Raw genomic sequence first — 21,851 nt, 5'->3', positions numbered from 1 at the left:
TCCCGCCCGTTAAGACACGCTCTGCTGGTTCACCAAATAATGATACATCCCCTGGCGCGCCAGCAGCTCCTCGTGCGTGCCCGCTTCGGCGATCAAGCCGCCGTCGAGCACGAGAATGAGGTCCGCACCCCGGATCGTGCTCAGCCGGTGGGCGATGATCAGCGTCGTGCGGCCGCTCAGCATCTGCTCCATGTTCTGCTGGATGATCCGCTCCGATTCCGTATCGAGCGCGCTCGTCGCCTCGTCGAAGATCAGAATGCGCGGATCGTTCAGCAGCGCCCGGGCGATGACGATCCGCTGGCGCTGACCGCCGGAGAGGCGCATGCCGCCTTCGCCGATCATCGTATCGTAGCCGAGCGGCAGCGACGCGATGAAATCGTGCGCGCCGGCGAGCCTTGCCGCCCGCTCCACGTCGTCTTGCGAGGCGGACGCGCCCGCCCCGGCGGCATGCAATGCGATATTATCCCGCACGCTCGCCCGGAAAATCACCGTCTCCTGCTGCACGACGCCGACCTGTTTGCGGATCGACGCCGCGTGGACGCCCGATAGCGGATAGCCGTCGATCGCGATCGCCCCGCTCGTCGGCTCCAGCAGCTTCAGCAGCAAATTCGCGAGCGTCGACTTACCCGAGCCGCTCCGGCCGACAAGCGCGACGGTCTGCCCCGGCTGAATTTCGACGTTCATGTTTTGCAAAATCATTTTGCCGCCCCGGTAGTACTGGAACGACACGTTATCGAACCGGATATGGCCGCGGATGCTCGGCAGCGTCCGCATCAGCTCCGGCGCGGGATGCTCGGGCGTCGACTCGTACACGTCGTTCAGCCGCTCCATCGAGATGCGCGCCTCCGACAAGGTGCCCGTCATCTGCGAAATCGCCTCCAGCGCGTGCATGAACGAGGCGAATAGCACGGTGAACGCGACCAGCTCGCCGACGCTGAGCGTCTCCGCCAGCACGAACCGGGAGCCGAAGTAGAGCAGCGCCACGTTGCTGATCGCGCTGAGCAGTGCTTGGCCGGAAGTGAGCCACAGGGTCAGCCTGTTGCCCTCGAAGCGCAGCCGCAGCTGCTCGGACAGCTTCTCCAGCAGCTTGCCCCGCACGGCCCGCTCCATCGCAAGCCCCTTCACCGTCTGGATCGCGCCGATCGCCTCGACCACCTGCGTCTGCGACTCGCCTTCGGCCAGCATTTGCTTGCGGTAGTTCCGCCGCACCTTCGGCAGCAGCACCGCGTACAGCAGGACGTAGACCGGGATAACCGCCAGGGCGATCAGCGCCAATGCCGCGTTGTAATAGAACATAAGACCGCCGTAGACGAGCAGCGTCAGCGCGTCCAGCGCAAGCTGAATGCCGTGGTCGGTCAGCAGCTGGCGTACCTTCTCGTTCTCGTAGACGCGGGTGATGATATCCCCCGACGTCCGCTTCGTGAAATACGTATACGGCAGACGGAACAGATGCCGATAGAAGTTCTCCAGCATCGCCCGGTCGATTCGGTAGGCGAGCTTGCCGATCAGCAGCTGCCGGACCGCGATGCCGGCCGCGCTCGCGATCGCGAGCGAGACCATCGCCAGGAGCAGCACATGCAGCAGCTGCAAGTCGCGCGCGTCCAACACACGGTCGAAAATTTGCTGCGTCATGACCGGGAACGCGAGATAGACGAGTTCGATCAAGACCGAAAGCGCGACCGCCGGAACGAGCAGCCCCGCGTACGGCTTGAAGGCGGCGGCGTACCGGCCCCACAGACTCTCTTCGTCGTTCAAGCGCACCAGCTTGTCCGTCGGCGTAAGCGTCACGACAAGTCCGGTCCAATGTCTCGCCAGCTTCTCCAAGGTGATGTTCTCCACGTCGCCCACGGCCGGATCGGCGATGACTGCCCCGTCCGGACGGACATCATAGACGACGACGTAGTGATTGCCGTTCCAGTGGGCGATGAACGGCGTCGGCATGTCCGCCAGCTGGGCGGCCGTAATTTTCAGCCCCTTCGCCTCGAAACCAAGCGATTCGCCCGTCTCGGTGAGCGACAGCATCGACGTTCCTTCCACGCCGACGTTGCACCGTTCCCGCATCCGGTTGACGCTCGCCTGCATCCCGTAGTAGCGGGCGATCATCGTCAGGCACGTCGGCCCGCAGTCCATCTCGTTCTGCTGCATGAGCGCCGGGTATCGCTTGCGGCCGAGCCGTCTCAAGCGGTCGACAAGCTTCGGCGATGCTTCCCGCTCCGGCTCGAGCGCCGCTTCCGCGACTGCCGCGACTTCGTCCTCCTCGGCCGCCATGACCGGCATCGGCGACGCCGAATAGTGCGCGGAGATCCGGCGGATCGAATCCAGAATGACGGGGTAGCGGACGACCAGCTCGTCGAAGTCGGCTTTGGCCAGCCGGAACGCCGTTACCTCTCCGACCGCGCGAATGCTTGCTTTGCGCGGCGCGCCGGTCAGCAGCGCCAGCTCGCCGAAGAAGTCGCCCGGGTACAACCGGTTGACGACCCTGCGCTCCGCCCCGATTTCCACGTCGACCGTGCCGGACTTCAGAATATAGAAGGAGTCGCCCTCGTCGCCTTCGCTTACGAGCAGCTCGCCGGGCGCGTAGTCGCAGACGCCCAGATGATCGAGCAGCGAGCGGATCGCCGAGGAGTCGACGTGCGTAAAGACGGTCTTGTTCTTCAGGAACGCGTTCAGCGCCTCCGAAGAAATAAACTGACGCATATAATTCGCCATCACCGGGTGATTGTTCAGCACCGCCTCGAACTGCCCGCGGTTCACGCACAGCACCGTCAGCGCCGTCGACGCCCGAATCGCGATATTCGAGCGCTCGTCGCCCACCAGGCCGTGCTCGCCGAAATGCTCGCCCGGGCCAACCAGACCAAGATTGCTCTCCTTCCGATCTTCGCCGATGCCGATCTTGCGCGCCTGTCCCTCCACGATGATGTAGAACGCGTCGACCGGGGCGTCGTGCGGCACGATCGTTTCGCCCATGCGGTACCGCTCGGCCCGCATCTCGGCGGCCAACGCCGCTTTCTCCTCCGACGAGAGCAGATTGAATAGCGGCACGCGGTGCAAATAGTCGATGTTGTCCATGACGGCCATTCTACGCCTCTGCCCCTTCCCATAGCTTCATCTGAACGTCGGCCTGCGCCATACGCTGCTCCAGCATGTCCGCGAATAGAATCCCGCGAATCGTCTCGCTCGTCTCGTCGTCCCATTCAGCCGGCCGCAGCGATTCGATCAGGACGAGCATAGAGCCCGACTTCGTCTCCAGCGGGCCGAGCACGTCGCCGACCTGCCCGCCGAATACCGCCGCCGCCAGCTCCGCCCCCAGCTCGTCGCGCCCGAACTCGCCGGCGTAGCCGCCCGCCATGCGCGTCTCCTCCTCCAGCGAGAAGGCCCGCGCCAGCTTGAAGAACGGCTCGCCTTCCTCCATGCGGAAGAAGAGCTCCATCGCTTCGCCATGCTCCGCGACGAGCAGCCGCGAGATCTCGGCACGGTCGAATGATGCCCGATGCTCGTGGAAATATTTCGCGATCTCCGCCTCGCCGATCAACGTCTCCGCCAGCTTCCGCTTCACGATGCCCGCGCGCAGATAGTCCGTCACGTCGCCCAGCTGCAGACTATGCTGCCGCAGCCACTCGCTCGTCCGGGCCGCGGTATACAGCCCTCGGCGCTTGCGGTAGTCGTTCAGCGCTGCGCCGGTCTCCTCTTGCGTGGCCGCAATCCCGGCTTCCCGCGCCCATTCCGTCACGACCGCCCGCTCGATGCTCTGCTCTACCGCTTCCAGCGTATCCGACAACAGACCATGCCGGAGCAGATCGCTATAGGTAATGACGCGGTCGCCGACGCGCGCCGCTTCGCCTTGCAGTTGATCCATCCGTCCCACTTCTTTCTACCTATCGTTCCTCTTATTATAGCAAGGGGTGATGCCACGTAGTAGATAGGCCATCGACAATATCCGACCGTTGCGGAGACCATGGCACAATCTAGCGTGAAGTCGCTCAACCGCAGTCGGCATGCCAAAAAGGACGGGTTACCCCGTCCTCTCTATTGTACCGAACGCCGCGCCTGCCGCTGTATACCTCGTTGGGGGTATATTGGCGGCTGCGCGCTTCAGCCCTTGCGCTCGATCACGCGGAACGAAGCGGTCGCCAGCGACAGCAGCTTGCCGTCCTCGCCGGTCAGCCGCCCTTCGGCCGTAATCATGCGGCCGCTCATGTGCGCGATGGAGGCGGTCGCCGTGACCCTGCCGGTTCGGATCGGCGCCGTGAAATGCATGTTCAGGCTGGAGGTGACGACATCCTCGCTCGGCCTGGCAACCATCGCGATCATGCCCATCGCCGTATCGAGCAGCGACGTATGCACGCCGCCGTGCAGAATGCCGATCATGTTCAGGTGATGCTCCTTGATGTCCAGCCCGATGACGACCTCGCGCTCGTCTTGGCGGATCAGCTCGCAGCCGAGATAGCCCCAGAACGTGCGGCTCGCCTTCTCCAGCACCGCCTCGTCATACAGGCCGTTTGCCTTATCCATCCGATGCTCCTCCTTTCAGCCGTGACTGCATTGGCCGTGCATGCCGGGAGTCTTCTGCCCCGCGGCGAATCGCGAACCGGAAGCCGGCGCGGCGGCCTCTATTTGACCGTCCGCGCCCCCTCGTTCTTCTGCTCTTCCTCCACGAGCTTACGGCGCAGCACCTTGCCCGCGATCGACTTCGGCAGGCTGTCGCGGAATTCATAGATGCGCGGCACCTTGTAGGCGGCCAACCGCTCCTTGCACCACGCCTTCAGCTCCGCTTCGGTCAGCTGCGCCCCTTCCCTGCGCACGACGTACACTTTGACGGTCTCGCCGCGGTATTGATCCGGCACGCCCAGCACGACGCACTCTTCGACGGCCGGATGCTCGAACAGCACTTCCTCGATCTCGCGCGGAAAAATGTTGTAGCCCCCCGCGATGATCATGTCCTTCATCCGGTCCATGATGAAGAAATAGCCGTCCTCGTCCATCCGCGCCATGTCGCCCGTCCGCAGCCAGCCGTCCTTCAGCGCCTTGGCCGTCTCGTCCGGCCGCTGCCAGTAGCCTTTCATGACCTGCGGCCCGCGCACCGCGAGCTCGCCCATCATGCCCGTCGGCAAATCCTCCCCCGTCTCAGGATGGACGATTTTGGCGATCGTATCCGGGAACGGGACGCCGATCGAGCCTTTCTTGCGATGCTCCCAAATCGGGTTCGCGTGCGTTACGGGCGACGCTTCGGTCAGCCCATAACCTTCGATTAAGCGGCCGCCCGTAATCGCCTCGAACCGCTCCTGCACTTCATGGGGCAGCGGAGCCGCGCCGCTAATGCAGATGTTGATCGACGACAGATCGTACTCGCGAATCTTCGGATGGTTGATAAGCGCAATATACATCGTCGGCGCGCCCGGGAATATCGTCGGCTTGCGTTTGTTGATCGTCTGCAGGATTGCCTCGACCTCGAATCGCGGGACAAGCAGCATTTCGCCCCCGAGCATGACCGCCTGGTTCAGCAGGACGGTCAATCCGAAGACATGGAAGAATGGAAGCGCTGCCAAATATCGCTCTCGGCCAGGGACGACTTTGTACGCCCACAGGCTCGTCTGAATCGTATTGGCGATCATGTTCGAGTGGGTTAGCATGACGCCTTTCGATACGCCGGTCGTGCCGCCCGTATATTGCAGCAGCGCGAGATCGCGGTCGGCGTCCACCTCGGCGTGAATCGGCGAAGCCGACTGGGCGCGCAGAAATCTCGGAAAGGCATGCACCCGTCCGCCGAACTGCACGTCGCGGTCGAGGCCGTCCTTCTTCGCCTTGATCGGGTAGAACAAGTTCTTCGGGAACGGCAAGTAATCCTTGATCGACCCGACGATGACGTGCATGTCGGACATGCCGGCGACGGCGCTCATCACCTTGCGGAACAGCAGATCGAGCGTGACGACCAGCACGGCCCCGGAATCCTTCAGCTGGTGCTCCAGCTCGCGCTGCATATAGAGCGGATTGGTCATGACGACCGTGCCGCCGGCCAGCAGCGTGCCGTAATACGCGATAACGAGCTGGGGACAATTGGGCAGCATGATGGCCACCCGGTCCCCCTTCTTCACGCCGAGACCGCGGATGCCGTGGGCGAACCGGTATGCCGCCTGCAGCAGCTCGGCATACGTGACTTTCTTGTCCATGAAGCTGAGCGCCGCGTTGTTCGGATAACGGGAGGCCGATTCCACGAGGAAATCGGCCAGATTTTGCTTAGGATACGGGTAAGTCGAAGGCACTTCTTGCGGATAATGAAGGTACCATGGCTGTTGTGACAAAACCCATCACCTCTTAGGTTAAGAATCGCTCCTAGACGGAATACGATTCGGATTGGATGACGCGCGCCGCGATCTGGCGCTTAAGCTGCACGGTATTGACGGCGCTGCGGCGCGTGAGCTTCTTCAGCACGGACAGCTGGGTGCGCAGCGTATCGCCCGCTTCGATCGTCGACAGGATTTCCTTCGCCAACCCTTCGATCTCGGCGAACGCCTCGTGAATGAACACGCGCGTCATCGCGATCGCCTGCGCCGACTTGTCTTCGCCCTGCTTCTCGACAAGCTTCTGCGTGCGCAGCAGCGCGCTCTCCATCGCGAAGATCTGTATCATGATGTCGGCCAGGTTGCTCAGCGATTCCTGCTCCTGCTCGAGCTTCGGCCCGAACTTCTGCACCGCCGTGCCGCCCGCCATGAGGAAAATTTTCTTCGCCATGCCGACCAGATGCGTCTCTTCCTCCAATGCTCCTTCAAATACTTGGCCCGGGATGAGCTGCAGCAGCTCGCCCTGGAGCGCCTGCGCCTTCTGGAGAAGCGGCAGCTCGCCCTTCATCGCGCGCTTCACGAGCGTGCCCGGGATGAGAAGGCGGTTGATTTCGTTCGTGCCTTCGAAAATGCGGTTAATGCGCGAGTCGCGGTAGATGCGCTCGACTTTGTATTCTTGAATGAAGCCGTAGCCGCCGTGAATTTGGACGCCCTCGTCCGCCACGAAGTCGAGCACTTCGGAGCCGAACACTTTGTTGATCGAGCATTCGATGGCGTATTCGGCGATCGCTTTCGCCGACAGGCCGCCCGCTTCCGGCGAGTTATGGTCGATGTCCGCGAGCCCCGCGTCCATGAGGCCGGCCGTCCGGTAAATGACGCTCTCCAGCACGTACGTCTTCGTGTTCATCTCGGCCAGCTTCTTGCCGATGAGCGGGAACGAGGAGATCGGCTTGCCGAACTGGGTGCGCTCATTCGCGTATTTCGCGCTCAGGTCGATCGCTTCCTTCGCCGCGCCGAGGCAGCCGACGGCCAGCTTGTATCGGCCAATGTTCAGGATGTTGAAGGCGATAAGATGGCCTTTGCCAACCTCCCATAACAAGTTCTCGACCGGCACCTGCACATCTTCCAGAATGAGCGGACGCGTCGAACTTCCTTTTATCCCCATCTTCTTCTCTTCCGGCCCGAGGCTGACGCCTTCCATCGTCCGCTCGACGATGAACGTGCTGAAGTGCTGGCCGTCTACCTTGGCATACACGATGAACACGTCCGCGAAACCGGCGTTCGTGATGAACTGCTTCGTGCCGTTCAGCACGTAATGGGTGCCGTCTTCGGACAGCTTCGCCGTCGCCTTCGCGCCGAGGGCGTCGGAGCCGGAGGACGGCTCGGTGAGGCAGTACGCCGCGATGCGCGCGCCGCTGGCGAGATCCGGCAAGTATTTGCGCTTCTGCTCCAGCGAGCCGAAGTAGACGATCGGCAGCGTGCCGATGCCGACGTGCGCGCCGATCGAGAGCGCGAACGACGCCGCCCGGGACAGCTTCTCGCTGATGAGCGTGGAGCTGACTTTGTCGAGGCCGAGGCCGTCGAACGCTTCCGGCACGTCCGCGCTGAGCAGGCCGAGCTCGCCGGCTTTGCGCATGAGCTTCACGGTAAGGTCGTAGTCCAGCTTCTCCAGATGCTCATCCGCCGGCAGCACGTCGCGCTCGATGAACTCCGCCGTCGTCTCGGCGATCATGCGCTGCTCTTCGGTCAGGTCGTCCGCGGTGACGATGGAACGAAAATCGAAGTCTTGAATGACGAAGCTGCCGCCGACGACTTTATCGAACGTTTTATCCATAGGGGAAAACCTCCTGAAATTGGGGTGTCATAAGGTGGAAAAAGCGCCGAAACAACTCGTTCCGCGGAATAGAATGTTCTTGCGATCGCTGTTGTCCCCGGATTTATATGAATAAACGGGATATCGGTTTATATCCGGGGACAAAGGCGAGCGCTGTCGCTTCTCCAGAATCATTCATTCCGCTACACTCTTTGTTTCGCAATTCTCAACCTTATAAAGGATGTAGTTCATTGTTTTCTGAGCAGAGGTGAAGAGAAGCTTCGCGTCTTCTCTTCGAGTTGGATAGACCTTGCTTGCAGCCCATGGAGCACGCGCTTCCGTCGCTTGATTGCGACTGACGGCAAGAGCGCTAGCCGCACCTACTCCGGATACACCTCGAACACGCCTGCCGCGCCCATGCCGCCGCCGATGCACATGGAGACCACGCCGTGGCCGCCGCCGCGTCTGCGCAGCTCGTAGATGAGGCTCGCCGTCAGCTTGGTGCCCGTGCAGCCGAGCGGGTGGCCGAGCGCGATCGCGCCGCCGTTGACGTTGACTTTATCCTCGTCGAGCTCTAAAGCGCGGATGATGTGTAAGCATTGGGACGCGAACGCTTCGTTGATCTCGAACAGGTCGATCTCGCCGACGGAGAGGCCGGCTTTCTTCAGCGCCTTCGGAATCGCTTCGACCGGGCCGACGCCCATGATGTCCGGGTCGACGCCCGCGAGAGCGAACGATTTGAACGCGGCGAGCGGCTTGAGGCCTAGCTCGTCGGCCTTCTCGCGGCTCATGACGAGCACCGCCGCGCCGCCGTCGCTCATCTGCGACGCGTTGCCCGCGGTGACGCTGCCGGTCGGCTTGAACGCCGGGCGCAGCTTCGCCAGTCCTTGCTCGGTCGTGTCCGGACGGACGCCTTCGTCCATCTCGAGCACGAACTTCTTCTCCCACGCTTTGCCGTTATCGAAGCCGCGAACGCTCGTCGCGACCGGGACGATCTCTTCCTTGAACGCCCCGCGCGCCAGCGCCGCCGCGGCTTTGCGGTGGCTGTCGGCCGCGAAGCGGTCCTGGTCCTCACGGGAGATGCCGAAGCGGTCCGCGACGTTCTCCGCCGTGTGGCCCATGCCGATGTAGATGTCCGGCCGCTCGTCGACGATGACCGGATGCGGCGCCGGCTTGAAGCCCGCCATCGGCACGTGGCTCATGCTCTCCACGCCGCCGGCAATGATGATGTCCGCGCCGCCGCTCATGATGCGCTCCGCCGCGAAGGCGATCGACTGCAGGCCGGAGGAACAGAACCGGTTGATCGTCAGCGCCGGCACCGTCGACGGGAAGCCCGCGTACAGCGACATGATCCGCGCGAAGTTGAGCCCTTGCTCGCCCTCCGGCATGGCGCAACCGATAATGATGTCTTCGACGTCCTCTTTGCTCACGCCCGGCGCGCGGTCGATGACCGCCTCGAGCGCCGCCTTGCCGAGGTCCTCGGCCCGCGTGTGCACGAAGCTCCCTTTCTTGGCGCGGCCCACCGGCGTCCGCGCGACCGATACGATGACTGCTTCTCTCATGCGTTGTTCGCCCTCCTTCGGGATTTAGTTGCGAAGCGCTTTGCCTTTGGCAAGCATGTGCTGCATCCGCTGCTGCGTCTTCGGTTCGCCGCATAGGCTCAGGAACGCCTCGCGCTCGAGGTCCAGCATGTATTGTTCGGTGACGAGCGTGTTCGCCGGCACGTCGCCGCCCGCGAGCACGTGCGCCAGCTTCTTGGCGATCAGCAGGTCGTGGGCGCTGATGTAGCCGCTCTGATGCATGCCGAGCGCGCCCATCTTCAGTACCGCTTTGCCGTCCGAGCCGACGACGCGAATCTTCTGCGCCCGCGGCGCCTCGTAGCCGGCCTGCGTCAGGCGAAGCGCGGCTTGCTTCGCTTCATAGATCAGGTAGTCTTGGTTCATGATGACGCGGTCGTTGCTTCTCAGATAGCCGAGTCCCCGCGCGTCGTGCGCGCTCGTCGATACTTTGGCCGTGCCGATGTTCAGGAACAGCTCGTTAATGTGCGGCTGCAGGTCGACCTCCGAATTCGGATTCGCCTGACTCAGGCGCAGCGTCAGCTCTTTACATCCGCCGCCTGCCGGAATCAAGCCGACCCCGACTTCGACGAGGCCGAAATACGTCTCGGCGTTCAGCGCCATCTCGTCCGCCGGCAAGCACACTTCCACGCCTCCGCCGAGCGTCATCCGGTGCGGCGCCGCCACGACCGGCTTCTCGAAATGCTTCAGCTTCATCATCGTGTCCTGGAACAGGCGGATGATGGCGTCGACCTCATCCCACTCTTCGTCCTGCGCTTCCATGAGCAGCAGCATGATGTTGGCGCCGACGCAGAAGTGGCGTCCTTCGTTGGCGATGATGAGCGAGTCGTAATTCTTGCGCACTTCCTCGACGCTCTGCTGAATCATCATCAGAATGTCCGCGCCGATCGCGTTGTTCGGCGAGTGGAATTCGAGCGCCGCCACGCCGTCGCCGACGTCGATCAGGCTCGCGCCGCTGTTGCCGCGAATGACCTTGTTCTGCTCCTTCAGCGCGCGCAGCGAGATGATCTCGCGCGGCTGCTCCACGGCGCGGAACTTGCCGTCGTACGCGTAGGCGACGCTGCCCGCTTCCTTCTGGTAGAACGACTTGTTGCCCGCGGCGATCCAATCCTTCACCCAAGCCGGCACCTGCGTGCCTTCGGCTTCCATGCGCTCGACCGAACGGACGAGGCCGATCGCGTCCCACAGCTCGAACGGGCCGAGCTCCCAGCTAAAGCCCCATTTCATCGCCTTGTCGATGTCCACGATCGTATCCGCGATCTCGCCGACCTTCTCCGCCGCGTACACGAGCGTGAGCTTCACGATTTCCCAAGCGGCTTCCGCATACTTGTCTTTGCCGCCGAGCATCGCCTTCGTCTTCTCCTTGGCGCCCTTGGCCGCCTTCGCCGCTTCGAGCGAAGCCGACGCCGGCTTCTTCCCCTTGGCGTAGTCCATCGTGCCGAGGTCGAGCGACAGAATTTCACTGCCCTTCTCGCCCTTCACTTTCTTATAGAAACCGCCCCCCGCCTTCTCGCCGATCCAGCCGCGCGCGACCAGATCCTTGAGCAACTGAGACGGTTCGAACACCGCTTTCTCCGCTTCGTTGTCGACCTTCTCGAACACGTTGTTCGCGACGTGGACGAAGGTGTCGATGCCGACCAGGTCGAGCGTCCGGAACGTCGCGCTCTTCGGACGGCCCATCGCCGGCCCCGTGATCGCATCGATCTCGTCGACGGTCAGCCTTTTGTCCGCCATCACCTGCAGCGTCGCGAGCAGCCCGTACGTGCCGATCCGGTTGCCGACGAAGTTCGGCGTATCTTTGGCGACGACGACGCCTTTGCCGAGCGCGCGTTCGGAGAAGGCCGACATTTGACTCACGATCGCCGGATCCGTCTGCTCGCCCGGGATAATCTCCATCAGCTTCATGTAGCGCGGCGGATTGAAGAAGTGCGTCCCCAGGAAATGCGACTTGAACGCATCGCCGCGGCCTTCGGCCATCGCGTTGATCGAGATGCCCGACGTGTTCGAACTGACGATGGTGCCCGGCTTCCAATGGGCTTCGATCTTCTCGAGCAGGCTCTGCTTCACGGCCAAATTCTCCACGACGACTTCGATGACCCAATCCACGTCCTTGATCCGGTGCAGATCGTCCTCGATGTTGCCCGGTGTGATCCGGGAGACGAATGCGTCGTCGTACAGCGGCGAAGGCTTGATGGACGGCAGCTTGGCGAGCGCGCCGGCGGCCAGACGGTTGCGGACGGTCGGGGATTCGAGCGTCAGCCCTTTCGCTTCTTCTTCCGCGGTCAAGGATTTCGGAACGATGTCGAGCAGCAGGCTCGGAATGCCTGCGTTCGCCAGATGGGCGGCAATGCTCGCGCCCATGACGCCAGAGCCGATTACGGCGGCTTTCGAAATGTGTGCTGCCATGCGGATAATCCCTCCTGAGTGGTAATGGGTAGGTTGTCGCTGAATCTGCCGGACTCAATCGCGCCTCGCTAACGGCGCTGCCGGACCTTCGCTTGCGCTTGCAAGGAATTCTCGGCGGGTTCGCGCTGCCGTTGCAGCGGCAGTGCGATCGCCGTCATATCGGCGCTTCGGCATCAGTGTGATTGCCTATTTCGCACGATGTCGTTTTCGCATAAATCCTCAGCGAGCTCATGCTGCCGTTGCCGCGGCAGATCGATCGCCGTTAAACCGGACAGCCCGGCATCGCTCGGTTGCCTTTCCGTGCAATGCCTTTTTCCCGAACGTTAAGCCGCCCCGAACACCGCCTGCTCCAAAATCTCCGCCACGTCGCGCGCCTTCACGCGGTCGTCAGCGTCCGCAAGCTTCGTGCCGTCCTCGAGCATCGTCAGGCAGAACGGGCACGCGCTGCTGATCATCGTCGGGTTCACTTCCAGCGCCTGTTCGGTGCGAGCGAGGTTGACCCTTTTGCCGGCCGCCTCTTCCATCCACATCATGCCGCCGCCGGCGCCGCAGCACATGCCGTTCTCGCGCGTTCTGGCCATCTCGACCAGCTCGACGCCTTGTATCGCACGCAGAATATCCCGCGGTTGATCGTATACATTGTTGTAGCGCCCCAGGTAACAGGAATCGTGGTACGTAATGCGTTCATCGACGTTATGCTTCGGCGTCAGGCGCCCTTCCTTCAGCAGCTCATCCAGCAGCTGCGTATGGTGGAGCACTTCCACCCCCTCCAGCCCGAATTCGGGATATTCGTTCTTCAGCGTATTGAACGTATGCGGACATGCCGTCACGATCTTGCGCACGCCGTACTTCTGGAACGTCTCAATGTTCTCCGCGCACAGCTGCTGGAACAGCATCTCGTTGCCCATCCGCCGCGGCGTGTCGCCGGAGTTCTTCTCCTCGTTGCCGAGTATCGCGAAGTTGACGCCCGCTTCGTTCAACAGACGGACGAGCGCGCGGGACACTTTGCGGCTGCGGTTGTCGTAGGAACCCATCGAGCCGACGAAGAACAGGATGTCAAAGTCCGGGTTCTCGCGCACGGTCGGCACCGGGATGCCGCCGATCTCGCCGGTCCACTTGCTGCGGTCGGCCCGGCTGATGCCCCAAGGGTTACTCTGGCGCTCAATGTTCTGCATCGCGCGCTGCCCTTCGTGCGGCACGCTGCCCTCCATCAGGACGAGGTGGCGGCGCAGATCGACGATCTTGTCGACGTGCTCGTTGCCGACCGGGCATTGATCCTCGCAGTTGCGGCACGTCGTGCACGCCCAGATCTCCTCCTCGGTCATGACGTCGCCGATGAGCGACATCTCCTCCGGCTTCTTCTCCGACGGCTGCCACGTCTTCTTCTGCCAGTCCATCGTCGGTCCAATGTCCGTAATACCCTCGGTCTCCCAGGCCGGCATCGTCTCCGTCGCCCCGTCGGACATGTTGTGAGCGCTTCCAATCGGAAATGCGAATTCCGGCATCCATGGGGACTTGCTCGTGATCGCCGCGCCCTTCTCGGTGAGATGGTCGCGCAGCTTGACGATCATATGCATCGGCGAGAGCACCTTGCCGGTATTCGAGGCCGGGCAGACGTTCGTGCATCGTCCGCATTCCACGCAAGCGTAGAAGTCGAGCATCTGTTTCTGCTTGAAGTCTTCGATTTTGCCGACGCCGAACGATTCCGCCTCTTCGTCCTCGAGATCGAGCTTGCTCAGCTTGCCGACCGGCTCCACGCGGCCGATGAAGATGTTGACCGGCGCGGTGATGAGGTGAAAATGCTTCGACTGCGGCACGTACACCAGGAACGTCAGCAAGATAAGCAGATGCGCCCACCAGAAGATGAAGAACAGCGCCTTCGCCGCCGTAACCGACAGCCCCGCCGCAGCTGCCGCGATGAGCGACGACACCGGCGCGTAGCCGGATGCTTCATGCCCGGTCCAGACGCGATGGAAGCCGAGCGACAAGATGACCGTCAGCATCAGCGTCGAGATGAGGATAAGGACGATGGCGGGCTTCAGCCCCTTCTTCAACCGGGACAACTTCTCGCCGTAGCGGCGGTATGCCGCGTACCCCGTCGCCAGCAGAATGAGCAGCACCGTGATCTCCTGCGTCAGCCCGAACACGTTGTAACCCGGAATCGGCAGCGGATCTCCCCCGGACAAGCCGGTATAGATGAGATCGAGCGCGCCGAATTGCAGGATGATGAAGCCATAGAAGATGACCAGGTGCATGATGCCGCTTCGTTTATCCTTTAGCAGCTTCGTGTGCCCGAACGCCTGGGCGAGCAGATCGTTCACCCGGCTGCGCCAGTCGAACGGCTTCTCCGGCGGCTTGCCCAGCTTGATGTACAGGTAGCGGTGATAGACGGCCTTATAGAACAACGAAAGGGCGTACCCGACAACCAGAAGGAATGATACATAAAGCAGCACAGACAACAGCATGAGCACCCAACCTTTCTTCAGATATAAATGTAAGCCTTTACATTTACAATGTTTGAAAAAGGAACGTCCTGCATACCCGATTCGCGTATACGGTCATTCCTTCATGACCGACATGCCTGCATCTAGATAAGGTGAAGCGGTTGACGCCGTCTTGCGCGGCGAAGCTCGTTTCATTCCATTGAAGCTGATTGGTTTGCGTTCACAATCCGAAGATTGGGAATGCAGCATTCAGCAAACATGAAATACAAGAGTATCGATAAGCGTAAAACTTATGAATTCTTGTATTTGAAGAAGCGATTACCCCTCGTTCGTTCCTCTAGCGCGTGCTGCCGTAAAACTTATGCGGATAACATTGACAACGTCCTGCGGATTTCATAAGATGGATTCAAGAAAATGAATGACCATTCATTCAGTTTCTGGTTAGATCTTAACACCGAGGTGCGATTCATGACAAGTAAAAAAATGAATAAATTTGAATTGATCCTCGATGCTGCCGTCAAAGTGTTCGCCGAGAACGGGTACCATGGCTCGCAAGTGTCGAAGATCGCCAAGGAAGCCGGCGTGGCGGACGGTACGATCTATTTATATTTCAAGAATAAGGAGGATATCCTCGTTTCCTTATTCCGCGAACGCTTGGGCGAGCTTGTCGGCAAGTTCGAAGCCTCCGCCCGGGAGTCGGCGACCGCCGACGAAGCGCTTCGCCGCATTTGCGAGCTTCATTATACGGAGCTGGAGCGAAATCCGACGCTCGCCTACGTGACGCAGATCGAGCTTAGGCAGAGTTCGCTCGAGCTGCGCAAGTCGATCGGCCAGGCGCTCAAGCCGTACATCGACCTGATCGAGAACGTGCTCGTGAAGGGCATGGACGAAGGCACGTTCCGCGCCGGGCTGGACGTGAAGCTGACCCGCCTGTTGATCTTCGGCGCGATGGACGAGGTCGTCACTTCCTGGCTCATCTCCGGCCGCAAGTATTCGCTATCCGCGCAGATCGAGAATACCGTCTCGTTCTTCCTGCGCGCCCTGAAGCCTTAATTCATCCTATTCTTCAATTCGAGAGGAGCATGTCAGATGAATGTCGTCGTACTGCTGAAGCAAACGTTTGACACGGAGGAAAAAATCGTCGTTAGCAATGGGGCCGTATCCGAGGATGGCGTCAAGTTCGTCATCAACCCGTATGACGAATACGCGGTCGAGGAAGCGATCCGCCTGAAGGAAGAGAGCGGGGCGAACAGCGTGACCGTGCTGTCCGTCGGCCCTGCCCGCACCGCCGAAGCGCTGCGCACGGCGCTGGCCATGGGCGCCGACGAAGCGGTGTTGATCGAGGACGACCGCATTCCGCAGGACGAATACGCCGTCTCCGTCGTGCTGGCCGCCTATCTGAAGCAGCAATCGGCCGACGTCATTCTCGGCGGCAATTTCTCCGTCGATACCGGCGGCTCGCAGGTGGCCGTCCGTCTGGCCGAGACGCTCGGCATTCCGCATGTCTCCTCCATCACGAAGCTGACGGTCAGCGGCGGGTCCGCCAGCGCCGAGCGCGACGCCGAAGGCGATCTGGAGCGCGTCGACGTGCAGCTGCCGGCCGTGTTCACCGCGCAGCAAGGGCTGAACGAGCCGCGCTACCCGTCCCTGCCGGGCATTATGAAGGCGAAGAAGAAGCCGTTCAAGCAGCTGACACTGGACGATGTCGGCGTCTCCGCGGGCGATCTCGAAGCGAAGACCGCGCGCCAATCGCTGTCCCTGCCGCCGAGCCGCCAAGCGGGCCAAATCCTGTCGGGCGATCTCGCCTCCCAGGCCGCGAAGCTCGTCGAGCTGCTCCGCACGCAATCCAAAGCCATTTAATCCGGACGATTCCAAGGGAGGAACCCTAAGATGAGCAAAACGTTTCTGATCGTAGCAGAGCACCGTGACGGCAAGCTTCGTCAGGTCACTTTGGAAGCGCTTCAAGCGGCGGCGAGAAGCGCGCAGGACGGCGACGCGATCCACGCGGCGCTGCTCGGCGGCGGCCTGGATGCGCTGGCTTCGGAGCTGGCGGCCTATCCCCTCGCGAAGGTGCACGTTATAGAGAATGAGGGTTTAAACGCGTACAACCCGGAAGCCTATGTGCGGGCGCTGACCCCGCTGCTCGACGCGCTGAAACCGGACGGTTTGTTCCTCGGCCATACGGCGATCGGCCGCGACCTTGCGCCGGCGCTCGCCGCCAAGCTGTCGGCCGGCCAGCTGTCCGACGTGACGGCAATCGACCAAGAAGGCGGCGAGGTCGTCTTCACCCGTCCGATCTATGCGGGCAAGGCAATCGAGAAGAAGACGTTCCTCGCCTACCCGTGGGTCGTGACGGTTCGCCCGAACAACATTCCGGCGGCTGAAGCGGCGGGCGGCGGCGCGGCGATCGAGAAGCACGCGGCGGCTCCGGCGGCCGACCTGCGCACCGTCGTGCGCGACGTCGTGCGCAAGACGTCCGGCAAGGTCGACCTGACCGAAGCGAAGGTTATCGTCTCCGGCGGGCGCGGCGTCAAGAACGCGGACGGCTTCAAGCCGCTCGAGGAGCTCGCCGACCTGCTCGGCGGCGCGGTCGGCGCTTCGCGCGGCGCGTGCGACGCGGGCTACTGCGACTACGCGCTGCAGATCGGCCAGACCGGGAAGGTCGTCACGCCGGAGATCTACATCGCCTGCGGCATCAGCGGCGCCATCCAGCACGTCGCCGGCATGAGCGGCTCGCGCATCATCATCGCGATCAACAAGGACCCGGAGGCGCCGATCTTCCAGCTGGCCGACTATGGCATCGTCGGGGACCTGTTCGAGGTCGTGCCGCTGCTGACGCAGGAGTTCCGCAAGGTACTGGCGTAGCGCGAGCGTAGGCACGGGGAGTTGCGGATCTAACACGAAAGAGAGCACGTTAGCCGGAGGACTCGGTCCTCCGCTTGCGTGCTCTCTTTGGCTTATGCTCGTAAATCTCCCGCAGCTCCATTACCGACTGCCTATTCCGGGACGGCTTGCGTCAGTGCCGTAACCATGTCGCGAAGCGACGACGAGATGTCCGTATCCGTCACGCTGCCATCCGCCGCAATGATTTTACTGATGAATGGAACCGCCATCGTTGCTTTCTCCGGGATGGCTGCGCTCATCATCTGCAGCGTTAATGTAAGTGAATGGAGCGCGGTCGAGCCGCCGTCAGCGTGCGGAGAAGCGCTTAAGACGGCCGTCGGCATATTCATGAACTCACCGGAGGATACGCTCCAGTCCAGTGCGTTCTTTAAGGAGCCCGGCACTCCTCGCGCATATTCAGGCGTACAGATCACGCACGCATCCGACGCTCTTAATTCCTCCCTCCATTCTCGCACGGCTCCATCCACTTGAGCTTCGTCACCGTCTAAATCCGGACTGAAATGCGGTAAATTCGCGAGTCCGTGATGCATGCGAAACTCCGTACCCGCGGGCATCATGCTTCCGATCGAAGCGAGCAGCCGCGTATTCGAGGATTGCGCGCGCAAACTTCCGGAAATACCAAGCACGATCATGCTGCGTTGTTGCATTTATTTCACCCTCTTTCCATCGCGATACCTGCATTATAGACCCTGACACTAGTGTCAGGGTCAATCGGAACATCCCCTGCAAGTCTGCGTCTAAGGCCGACGGCTCAGTTGAAGGGAGTCTTCGCTGGCCGCGTTCATCTGACGTACTTCTCCTTCAGCACGTGCACGCAAGATAACGGGAGCTCCGCGATGCGGCTCGCGGTCTCGACATCCATTCCTTCGCGCAGCGCGATGCGAGCGGTGCGAAGTTGGTGTTTGATTTTCAGCATCCGGTCTTGGAGCAGCCCGTCCTCGAAAGCGAGGAAATCGTCGGCAACCGCCCCTTGCAGGAAAAACTCGATGGCATAGGTGCCGATCGGCTGTTCGACGTACAACAGGTTCACTGTGCAGAGCACGAACGCTTCATCCCGATTAAAGCTGTATTGCAGGGTAATCGATCGGTTATCTACGGTGATAAACTCGTCGTACAATTTGCCGGAGAATGTCCGAAGGTAGTCTTCCCTGTTCTCCTCGCGCCATCGTTTGAAGCAGCGCCAAAATCCATCTTCCGTTCGTTTCATCGCGCGATGCTCGCGCTCCCAATCCAGCAGCGATTGGTGATCCATCCGCTAACCTCCCTCACGCCCGCCCTTCAGCTCATCGAACCGCGCCTTCGTTCGAACCGGGTCTTCTTCGTTATAGTAAATATACACGCCGTCCAGCTTCATCCGGATATAGGGCGGGTTGTCGTTGAACACGTACAACCGGGCTTTGCCCAGCCCGTCGAGGCGAAAATGCCCGCGGGAATAACGGCCCGTGACCTCCCCGTTCGTCTTGACGCCGCTCGGCACGTCGTCCACGAGCTCGATACGTTCCACGTCGGATAGCTTGAAATCGTACGAATACATCGGGTACGCGATCTCCACGCGATCGTCGGCCGTAATCGTCATGGCAGGCGAGGTCAGCTCGGAGCGAATGAGCATGAACGACACGACGAGGATGACCGCGGCGGTTAGTCCGACCGTGCCCCAGGCCAGCACTTTGCCCACGTGCGTGCCGGTATTGACCGTAAAGCCGATCCCGATGCGCTTCTCGACGAAGACGCGGCGGTCATCGGGATTGTGGTACGTAAACCCATTGCCCCAATATTCGTCGTCATCGGTATACACGATGCTACCGTCATCCGCAAGCATGTCGTGCTCCAGGCGACGCAGCTTCCGGTACGCGGAATAGGTGAGCGCGAGCGGAATCGCGGCGATCAGCAGCATAAGCGCGCTCCACCAATCGCCGATCCGGTTCGCGGCAATCAGCAGGTAAATGATCCAAACGTGCGCGCTCTCGACGACGGCCAGGTTCAGCCACAAGTAGGAAAGCGTCCGACGCCGCGCTTGATTAAGCAGAACGTTCGTGTCGCTGTTCATGCTGTAGACTTTGGCTTTGCTGCGGCGCATTTGCACCGAGACGGCGAACATGACGAACGTCATAGCAAGGCCGGCGGAGGCCAGTGCGATCAGCTGCGCGTTCGTGAGGGCGGCATGGATGATTGCGCCGCTCCCGATCAGGAACGGAATCGCGAACAGCCACATTGGCGCCGAACGGCCGTTTTTTAGACGAGCCGCTCTCAGGTCGCTTTGAATCGCCCGTCTGGCGCCGACGAACCAGTCCCTGCGCCGCTTCAGCGCCAGCGTCTCCCGGAACGCTTGGCGGAACGGCATGACCATCGCCGCGATGAAGACGCCGATCCAGAGCAGGAAATATACGACTTGATACGCGGTCCAAGGCATGAGTAACAAGGTTGGCGCGAAGGCGGCCGCCATCCAGATGCTGCACGCGCGGTAGCGCTTGTTGAAGGCATGCTGTATGGCTTTCACCTCGGCGTCCTCCTTCGCGGCCGACGGCAGCGAAACCGCGAAGAGCATGCCGTTCTTGAAGCCGGCCTGCATCCTATATGCACCGGTTAACGTGACATAACAGATCAATGCGTTGACGAGCAAAATAATGGTTAGCATGGGCGACACCCCTTCCGTATTTTTCAGGTGTACCGGTACGTCATCTTGGCGAAAATCGGGGCGCACAGCGATTGGAACCGGGACGGATCGATCCCTTGGATCGCCGCTTGCGCGATGATGAGCTCTAGCTCTTGCGCCAGTTTCGGCGAGAGTTCCTGCAGGGAGTCGTTCTCCGATGGCGCGTTCACTTTGGCCCCATGCCGCCTGTCGATCACGATGTACCCTTCCTGTTTCAGGAGGGCGTAGGCTTTGTTCACCGTCATCGTGTTCACGCCCAAATCCTCGGCCAACTGACGCACCGTCGGCAGCTTCTCGCGCGGCTCCAGCACGCCGGTCGCGATGCCGACGACGATCTGATTGCGCAGCTGCTCATAGAGCGGGACGTCGCTGTCCAATTGCAGCGTTATCACCATGGTCGTGCCCCCTTTTCATTTGTATTGTTTGTATTATGTATTGTAATACAAATGAGACTTAAATGCCAGACGATTATCAGCCCCATACGGGAGAGGCCCTCTCCTGCTACTCCGCCGCGAGCTCCGGGTGAGAGGGCTTGGTTGGTGTTGTACAGGTCCGTCATCGGCCCTGGGCTAATGACTAGTCTGCTCATGGCTGTCCTTCGTTCCAGCCGGGGTTCGGCGCGATATCCGGTCCCCAGTGCATTTCCCCATCGATCTGCACGCGCTCTTCGAGTCCAAGTTGTTTGGCGTAGTAATCGAGCGTATTGAAAACCGTGAACCGGTGGAGACCGTCTGCATTCCAGGCGCGGGGCTCGCATCTGCGGCCGGCGACGATTTTGTCCAACGTCACCCGTACATCGCCTTCACCAAAGCCGTGTTGATCAACCGGCACGTCAAAAAAGATCTGCTCGCTGTAGCCTTCCGCAATGACAATCACCGTCAACATGCCCATCCGCTTGGTCGGAAACCTCGGGTCGATCAGGACGCGGACCGGCATCGTCCAATTCCCTTTCGCGTTCGACAGCCCGGTGGTGAGGAACGTGCCATCCCGATCGATGACGAGGATGCGAGCGTGCGGTACCGGGGAAAAGGAACGATCGGATACGGGCCGAATGCCATTGAGCGCGTTGACGTTAACCTGCAGCGTAGCCGTAACGGCGGGATCTCGCCCCACTGCGGCGGCTGCTACTGGTACAGTGGCGAAATAAACGATACAAGCGGCAAGAACAACGCAGCCGAGTTTATTCATTAGCCTGGCCTCCCGTCCACGACATCTTGCCCGGCCTCCCGGAGCTCGGCCTGCATCCGCATGCAGACGATGATCGCACAGACGATAGCGGACAACCCGAAACAAACAGCCAAGCTGTAAACATAAGAATGTTTCATGCGCAAACCTCCTTTTCTCCTCAGCTTGCCCTTCTACGGGCTAATGAAACGGCTCGAGAGCGCAAACCCAGTGTCGATCGCTCTCACCACTAACCTTTCGCTACGTTAATGATTTCAGCGTCGCTATCACACCCCGCCACTAACATTTCGCTACGTTAATGATTTCATTGTCGTTATCACACTCCACCACTAACGTTTCGCTACGTTAATGATTTCATTGTCGCTATCACACTCCACCACTAACGTTTCGCTACGTTAATGACCTCAGCATCACTATCGCGCTCCACCACTACCACTTCGCTCCCGCTAGTGACCTCAGCGTCACTATGGCTCCGCACCAACTAACGATCCGCTCTCATTAGCGCCCCCGTATTCGATACCACCCGCCACCTCACATCCCCGCCTACAAAAATAACCCGCCGGGTTCAGCCCGGCGGGTTATCGTCTCGCT

17 protein-coding genes are annotated in these 21,851 nt (G+C 61.0%); 3 read left to right on the top strand and 14 right to left on the bottom strand.

Going from position 1 to position 21,851, the window contains the following annotated elements; genetic code table 11:
* Positions 1–9: 9 nt before the first annotated feature.
* The 8 genes from BCM02_RS28535 to BCM02_RS28500 form a co-directional block, all read right to left on the bottom strand.
* Positions 10–3,078, bottom strand: coding sequence for a peptidase domain-containing ABC transporter (locus tag BCM02_RS28535; RefSeq protein ID WP_148932545.1), 3,069 nt, complete (start codon positions 3,076–3,078; stop codon positions 10–12).
* 1 nt (position 3,079) lies between these two features.
* Complete coding sequence (locus BCM02_RS28530) at positions 3,080–3,856, bottom strand: peptidylprolyl isomerase (RefSeq protein WP_148932544.1); 777 nt, start codon at positions 3,854–3,856, stop codon at positions 3,080–3,082.
* 236 nt (positions 3,857–4,092) lie between these two features.
* Positions 4,093–4,512 (bottom strand): PaaI family thioesterase, encoded by a 420-nt coding sequence (locus BCM02_RS28525; RefSeq protein WP_148932543.1) that lies wholly within the window; start codon positions 4,510–4,512, stop codon positions 4,093–4,095.
* 98 nt (positions 4,513–4,610) lie between these two features.
* Positions 4,611–6,299: a long-chain-fatty-acid--CoA ligase gene (locus tag BCM02_RS28520; protein WP_148932542.1), complete on the bottom strand. Its 1,689-nt coding sequence runs from the start codon at positions 6,297–6,299 to the stop codon at positions 4,611–4,613.
* A gap of 31 nt (positions 6,300–6,330) precedes the next feature.
* Complete coding sequence (locus BCM02_RS28515; RefSeq protein ID WP_148932541.1) at positions 6,331–8,112, bottom strand: acyl-CoA dehydrogenase family protein; 1,782 nt, start codon at positions 8,110–8,112, stop codon at positions 6,331–6,333.
* 359 nt (positions 8,113–8,471) lie between these two features.
* Positions 8,472–9,653, bottom strand: a complete 1,182-nt coding sequence (locus BCM02_RS28510) for an acetyl-CoA C-acyltransferase (protein WP_148932540.1) — start codon at positions 9,651–9,653, stop codon at positions 8,472–8,474.
* 24 nt (positions 9,654–9,677) lie between these two features.
* Complete coding sequence (locus BCM02_RS28505; protein WP_148932539.1) at positions 9,678–12,074, bottom strand: 3-hydroxyacyl-CoA dehydrogenase/enoyl-CoA hydratase family protein; 2,397 nt, start codon at positions 12,072–12,074, stop codon at positions 9,678–9,680.
* A gap of 323 nt (positions 12,075–12,397) precedes the next feature.
* Entirely contained in the window at positions 12,398–14,539 is a 2,142-nt protein-coding gene (locus BCM02_RS28500; protein WP_148932538.1) for a heterodisulfide reductase-related iron-sulfur binding cluster, read from the bottom strand.
* Positions 14,540–14,986: 447 nt separating this feature from the next.
* Here BCM02_RS28500 and BCM02_RS28495 point away from each other — a divergent pair, with 447 nt between their 5' ends.
* The 3 genes from BCM02_RS28495 to BCM02_RS28485 are packed head-to-tail and all read left to right on the top strand — an operon-like array spanning position 14,987 to position 17,383.
* A complete protein-coding gene (locus tag BCM02_RS28495; protein ID WP_148932537.1) occupies positions 14,987–15,571 on the top strand; it encodes a fatty acid metabolism transcriptional regulator FadR in 585 nt (194 codons plus the stop codon).
* Between the two features lie 36 nt (positions 15,572–15,607).
* Entirely contained in the window at positions 15,608–16,378 is a 771-nt protein-coding gene (locus BCM02_RS28490; RefSeq protein ID WP_148932536.1) for an electron transfer flavoprotein subunit beta/FixA family protein, read from the top strand.
* A 30-nt stretch (positions 16,379–16,408) separates the two neighbouring features.
* Entirely contained in the window at positions 16,409–17,383 is a 975-nt protein-coding gene (locus BCM02_RS28485; protein ID WP_148932535.1) for an electron transfer flavoprotein subunit alpha/FixB family protein, read from the top strand.
* Between the two features lie 131 nt (positions 17,384–17,514).
* On the opposite strand, the gene BCM02_RS28480 is transcribed toward BCM02_RS28485, so the two are convergent.
* The 6 genes from BCM02_RS28480 to BCM02_RS35490 form a co-directional block, all read right to left on the bottom strand.
* Positions 17,515–18,069 carry an NADPH-dependent FMN reductase gene (locus tag BCM02_RS28480; RefSeq protein WP_148932534.1) on the bottom strand — a complete coding sequence of 185 codons (555 nt, stop codon included), beginning with the start codon at positions 18,067–18,069 and terminating at the stop codon, positions 17,515–17,517.
* 134 nt (positions 18,070–18,203) lie between these two features.
* Positions 18,204–18,674, bottom strand: coding sequence for a hypothetical protein (locus BCM02_RS28475; protein WP_148932533.1), 471 nt, complete (start codon positions 18,672–18,674; stop codon positions 18,204–18,206).
* Between the two features lie 3 nt (positions 18,675–18,677).
* Complete coding sequence (locus tag BCM02_RS28470) at positions 18,678–20,057, bottom strand: DUF5808 domain-containing protein (RefSeq protein WP_148932532.1); 1,380 nt, start codon at positions 20,055–20,057, stop codon at positions 18,678–18,680.
* A 23-nt stretch (positions 20,058–20,080) separates the two neighbouring features.
* Positions 20,081–20,470 (bottom strand): GntR family transcriptional regulator, encoded by a 390-nt coding sequence (locus BCM02_RS28465; protein ID WP_148932531.1) that lies wholly within the window; start codon positions 20,468–20,470, stop codon positions 20,081–20,083.
* Between the two features lie 190 nt (positions 20,471–20,660).
* Positions 20,661–21,263 (bottom strand): carboxypeptidase-like regulatory domain-containing protein, encoded by a 603-nt coding sequence (locus BCM02_RS28460; RefSeq protein WP_148932530.1) that lies wholly within the window; start codon positions 21,261–21,263, stop codon positions 20,661–20,663.
* Positions 21,263–21,400, bottom strand: coding sequence for a hypothetical protein (locus tag BCM02_RS35490; RefSeq protein ID WP_187434453.1), 138 nt, complete (start codon positions 21,398–21,400; stop codon positions 21,263–21,265). Before BCM02_RS35490 ends, BCM02_RS28460 begins: the two co-directional genes overlap by 1 nt.
* Positions 21,401–21,851: the final 451 nt, after the last annotated feature.

Origin of the sequence: Paenibacillus methanolicus, assembly GCF_008124765.1 — a bacterium.
GTDB classification, from domain to species: domain Bacteria; phylum Bacillota; class Bacilli; order Paenibacillales; family Paenibacillaceae; genus Paenibacillus_Z; species Paenibacillus_Z methanolicus.
Note: the sequence above shows the minus strand (reverse complement) of the source record. Positions and strands in the feature narration are given on the sequence as shown.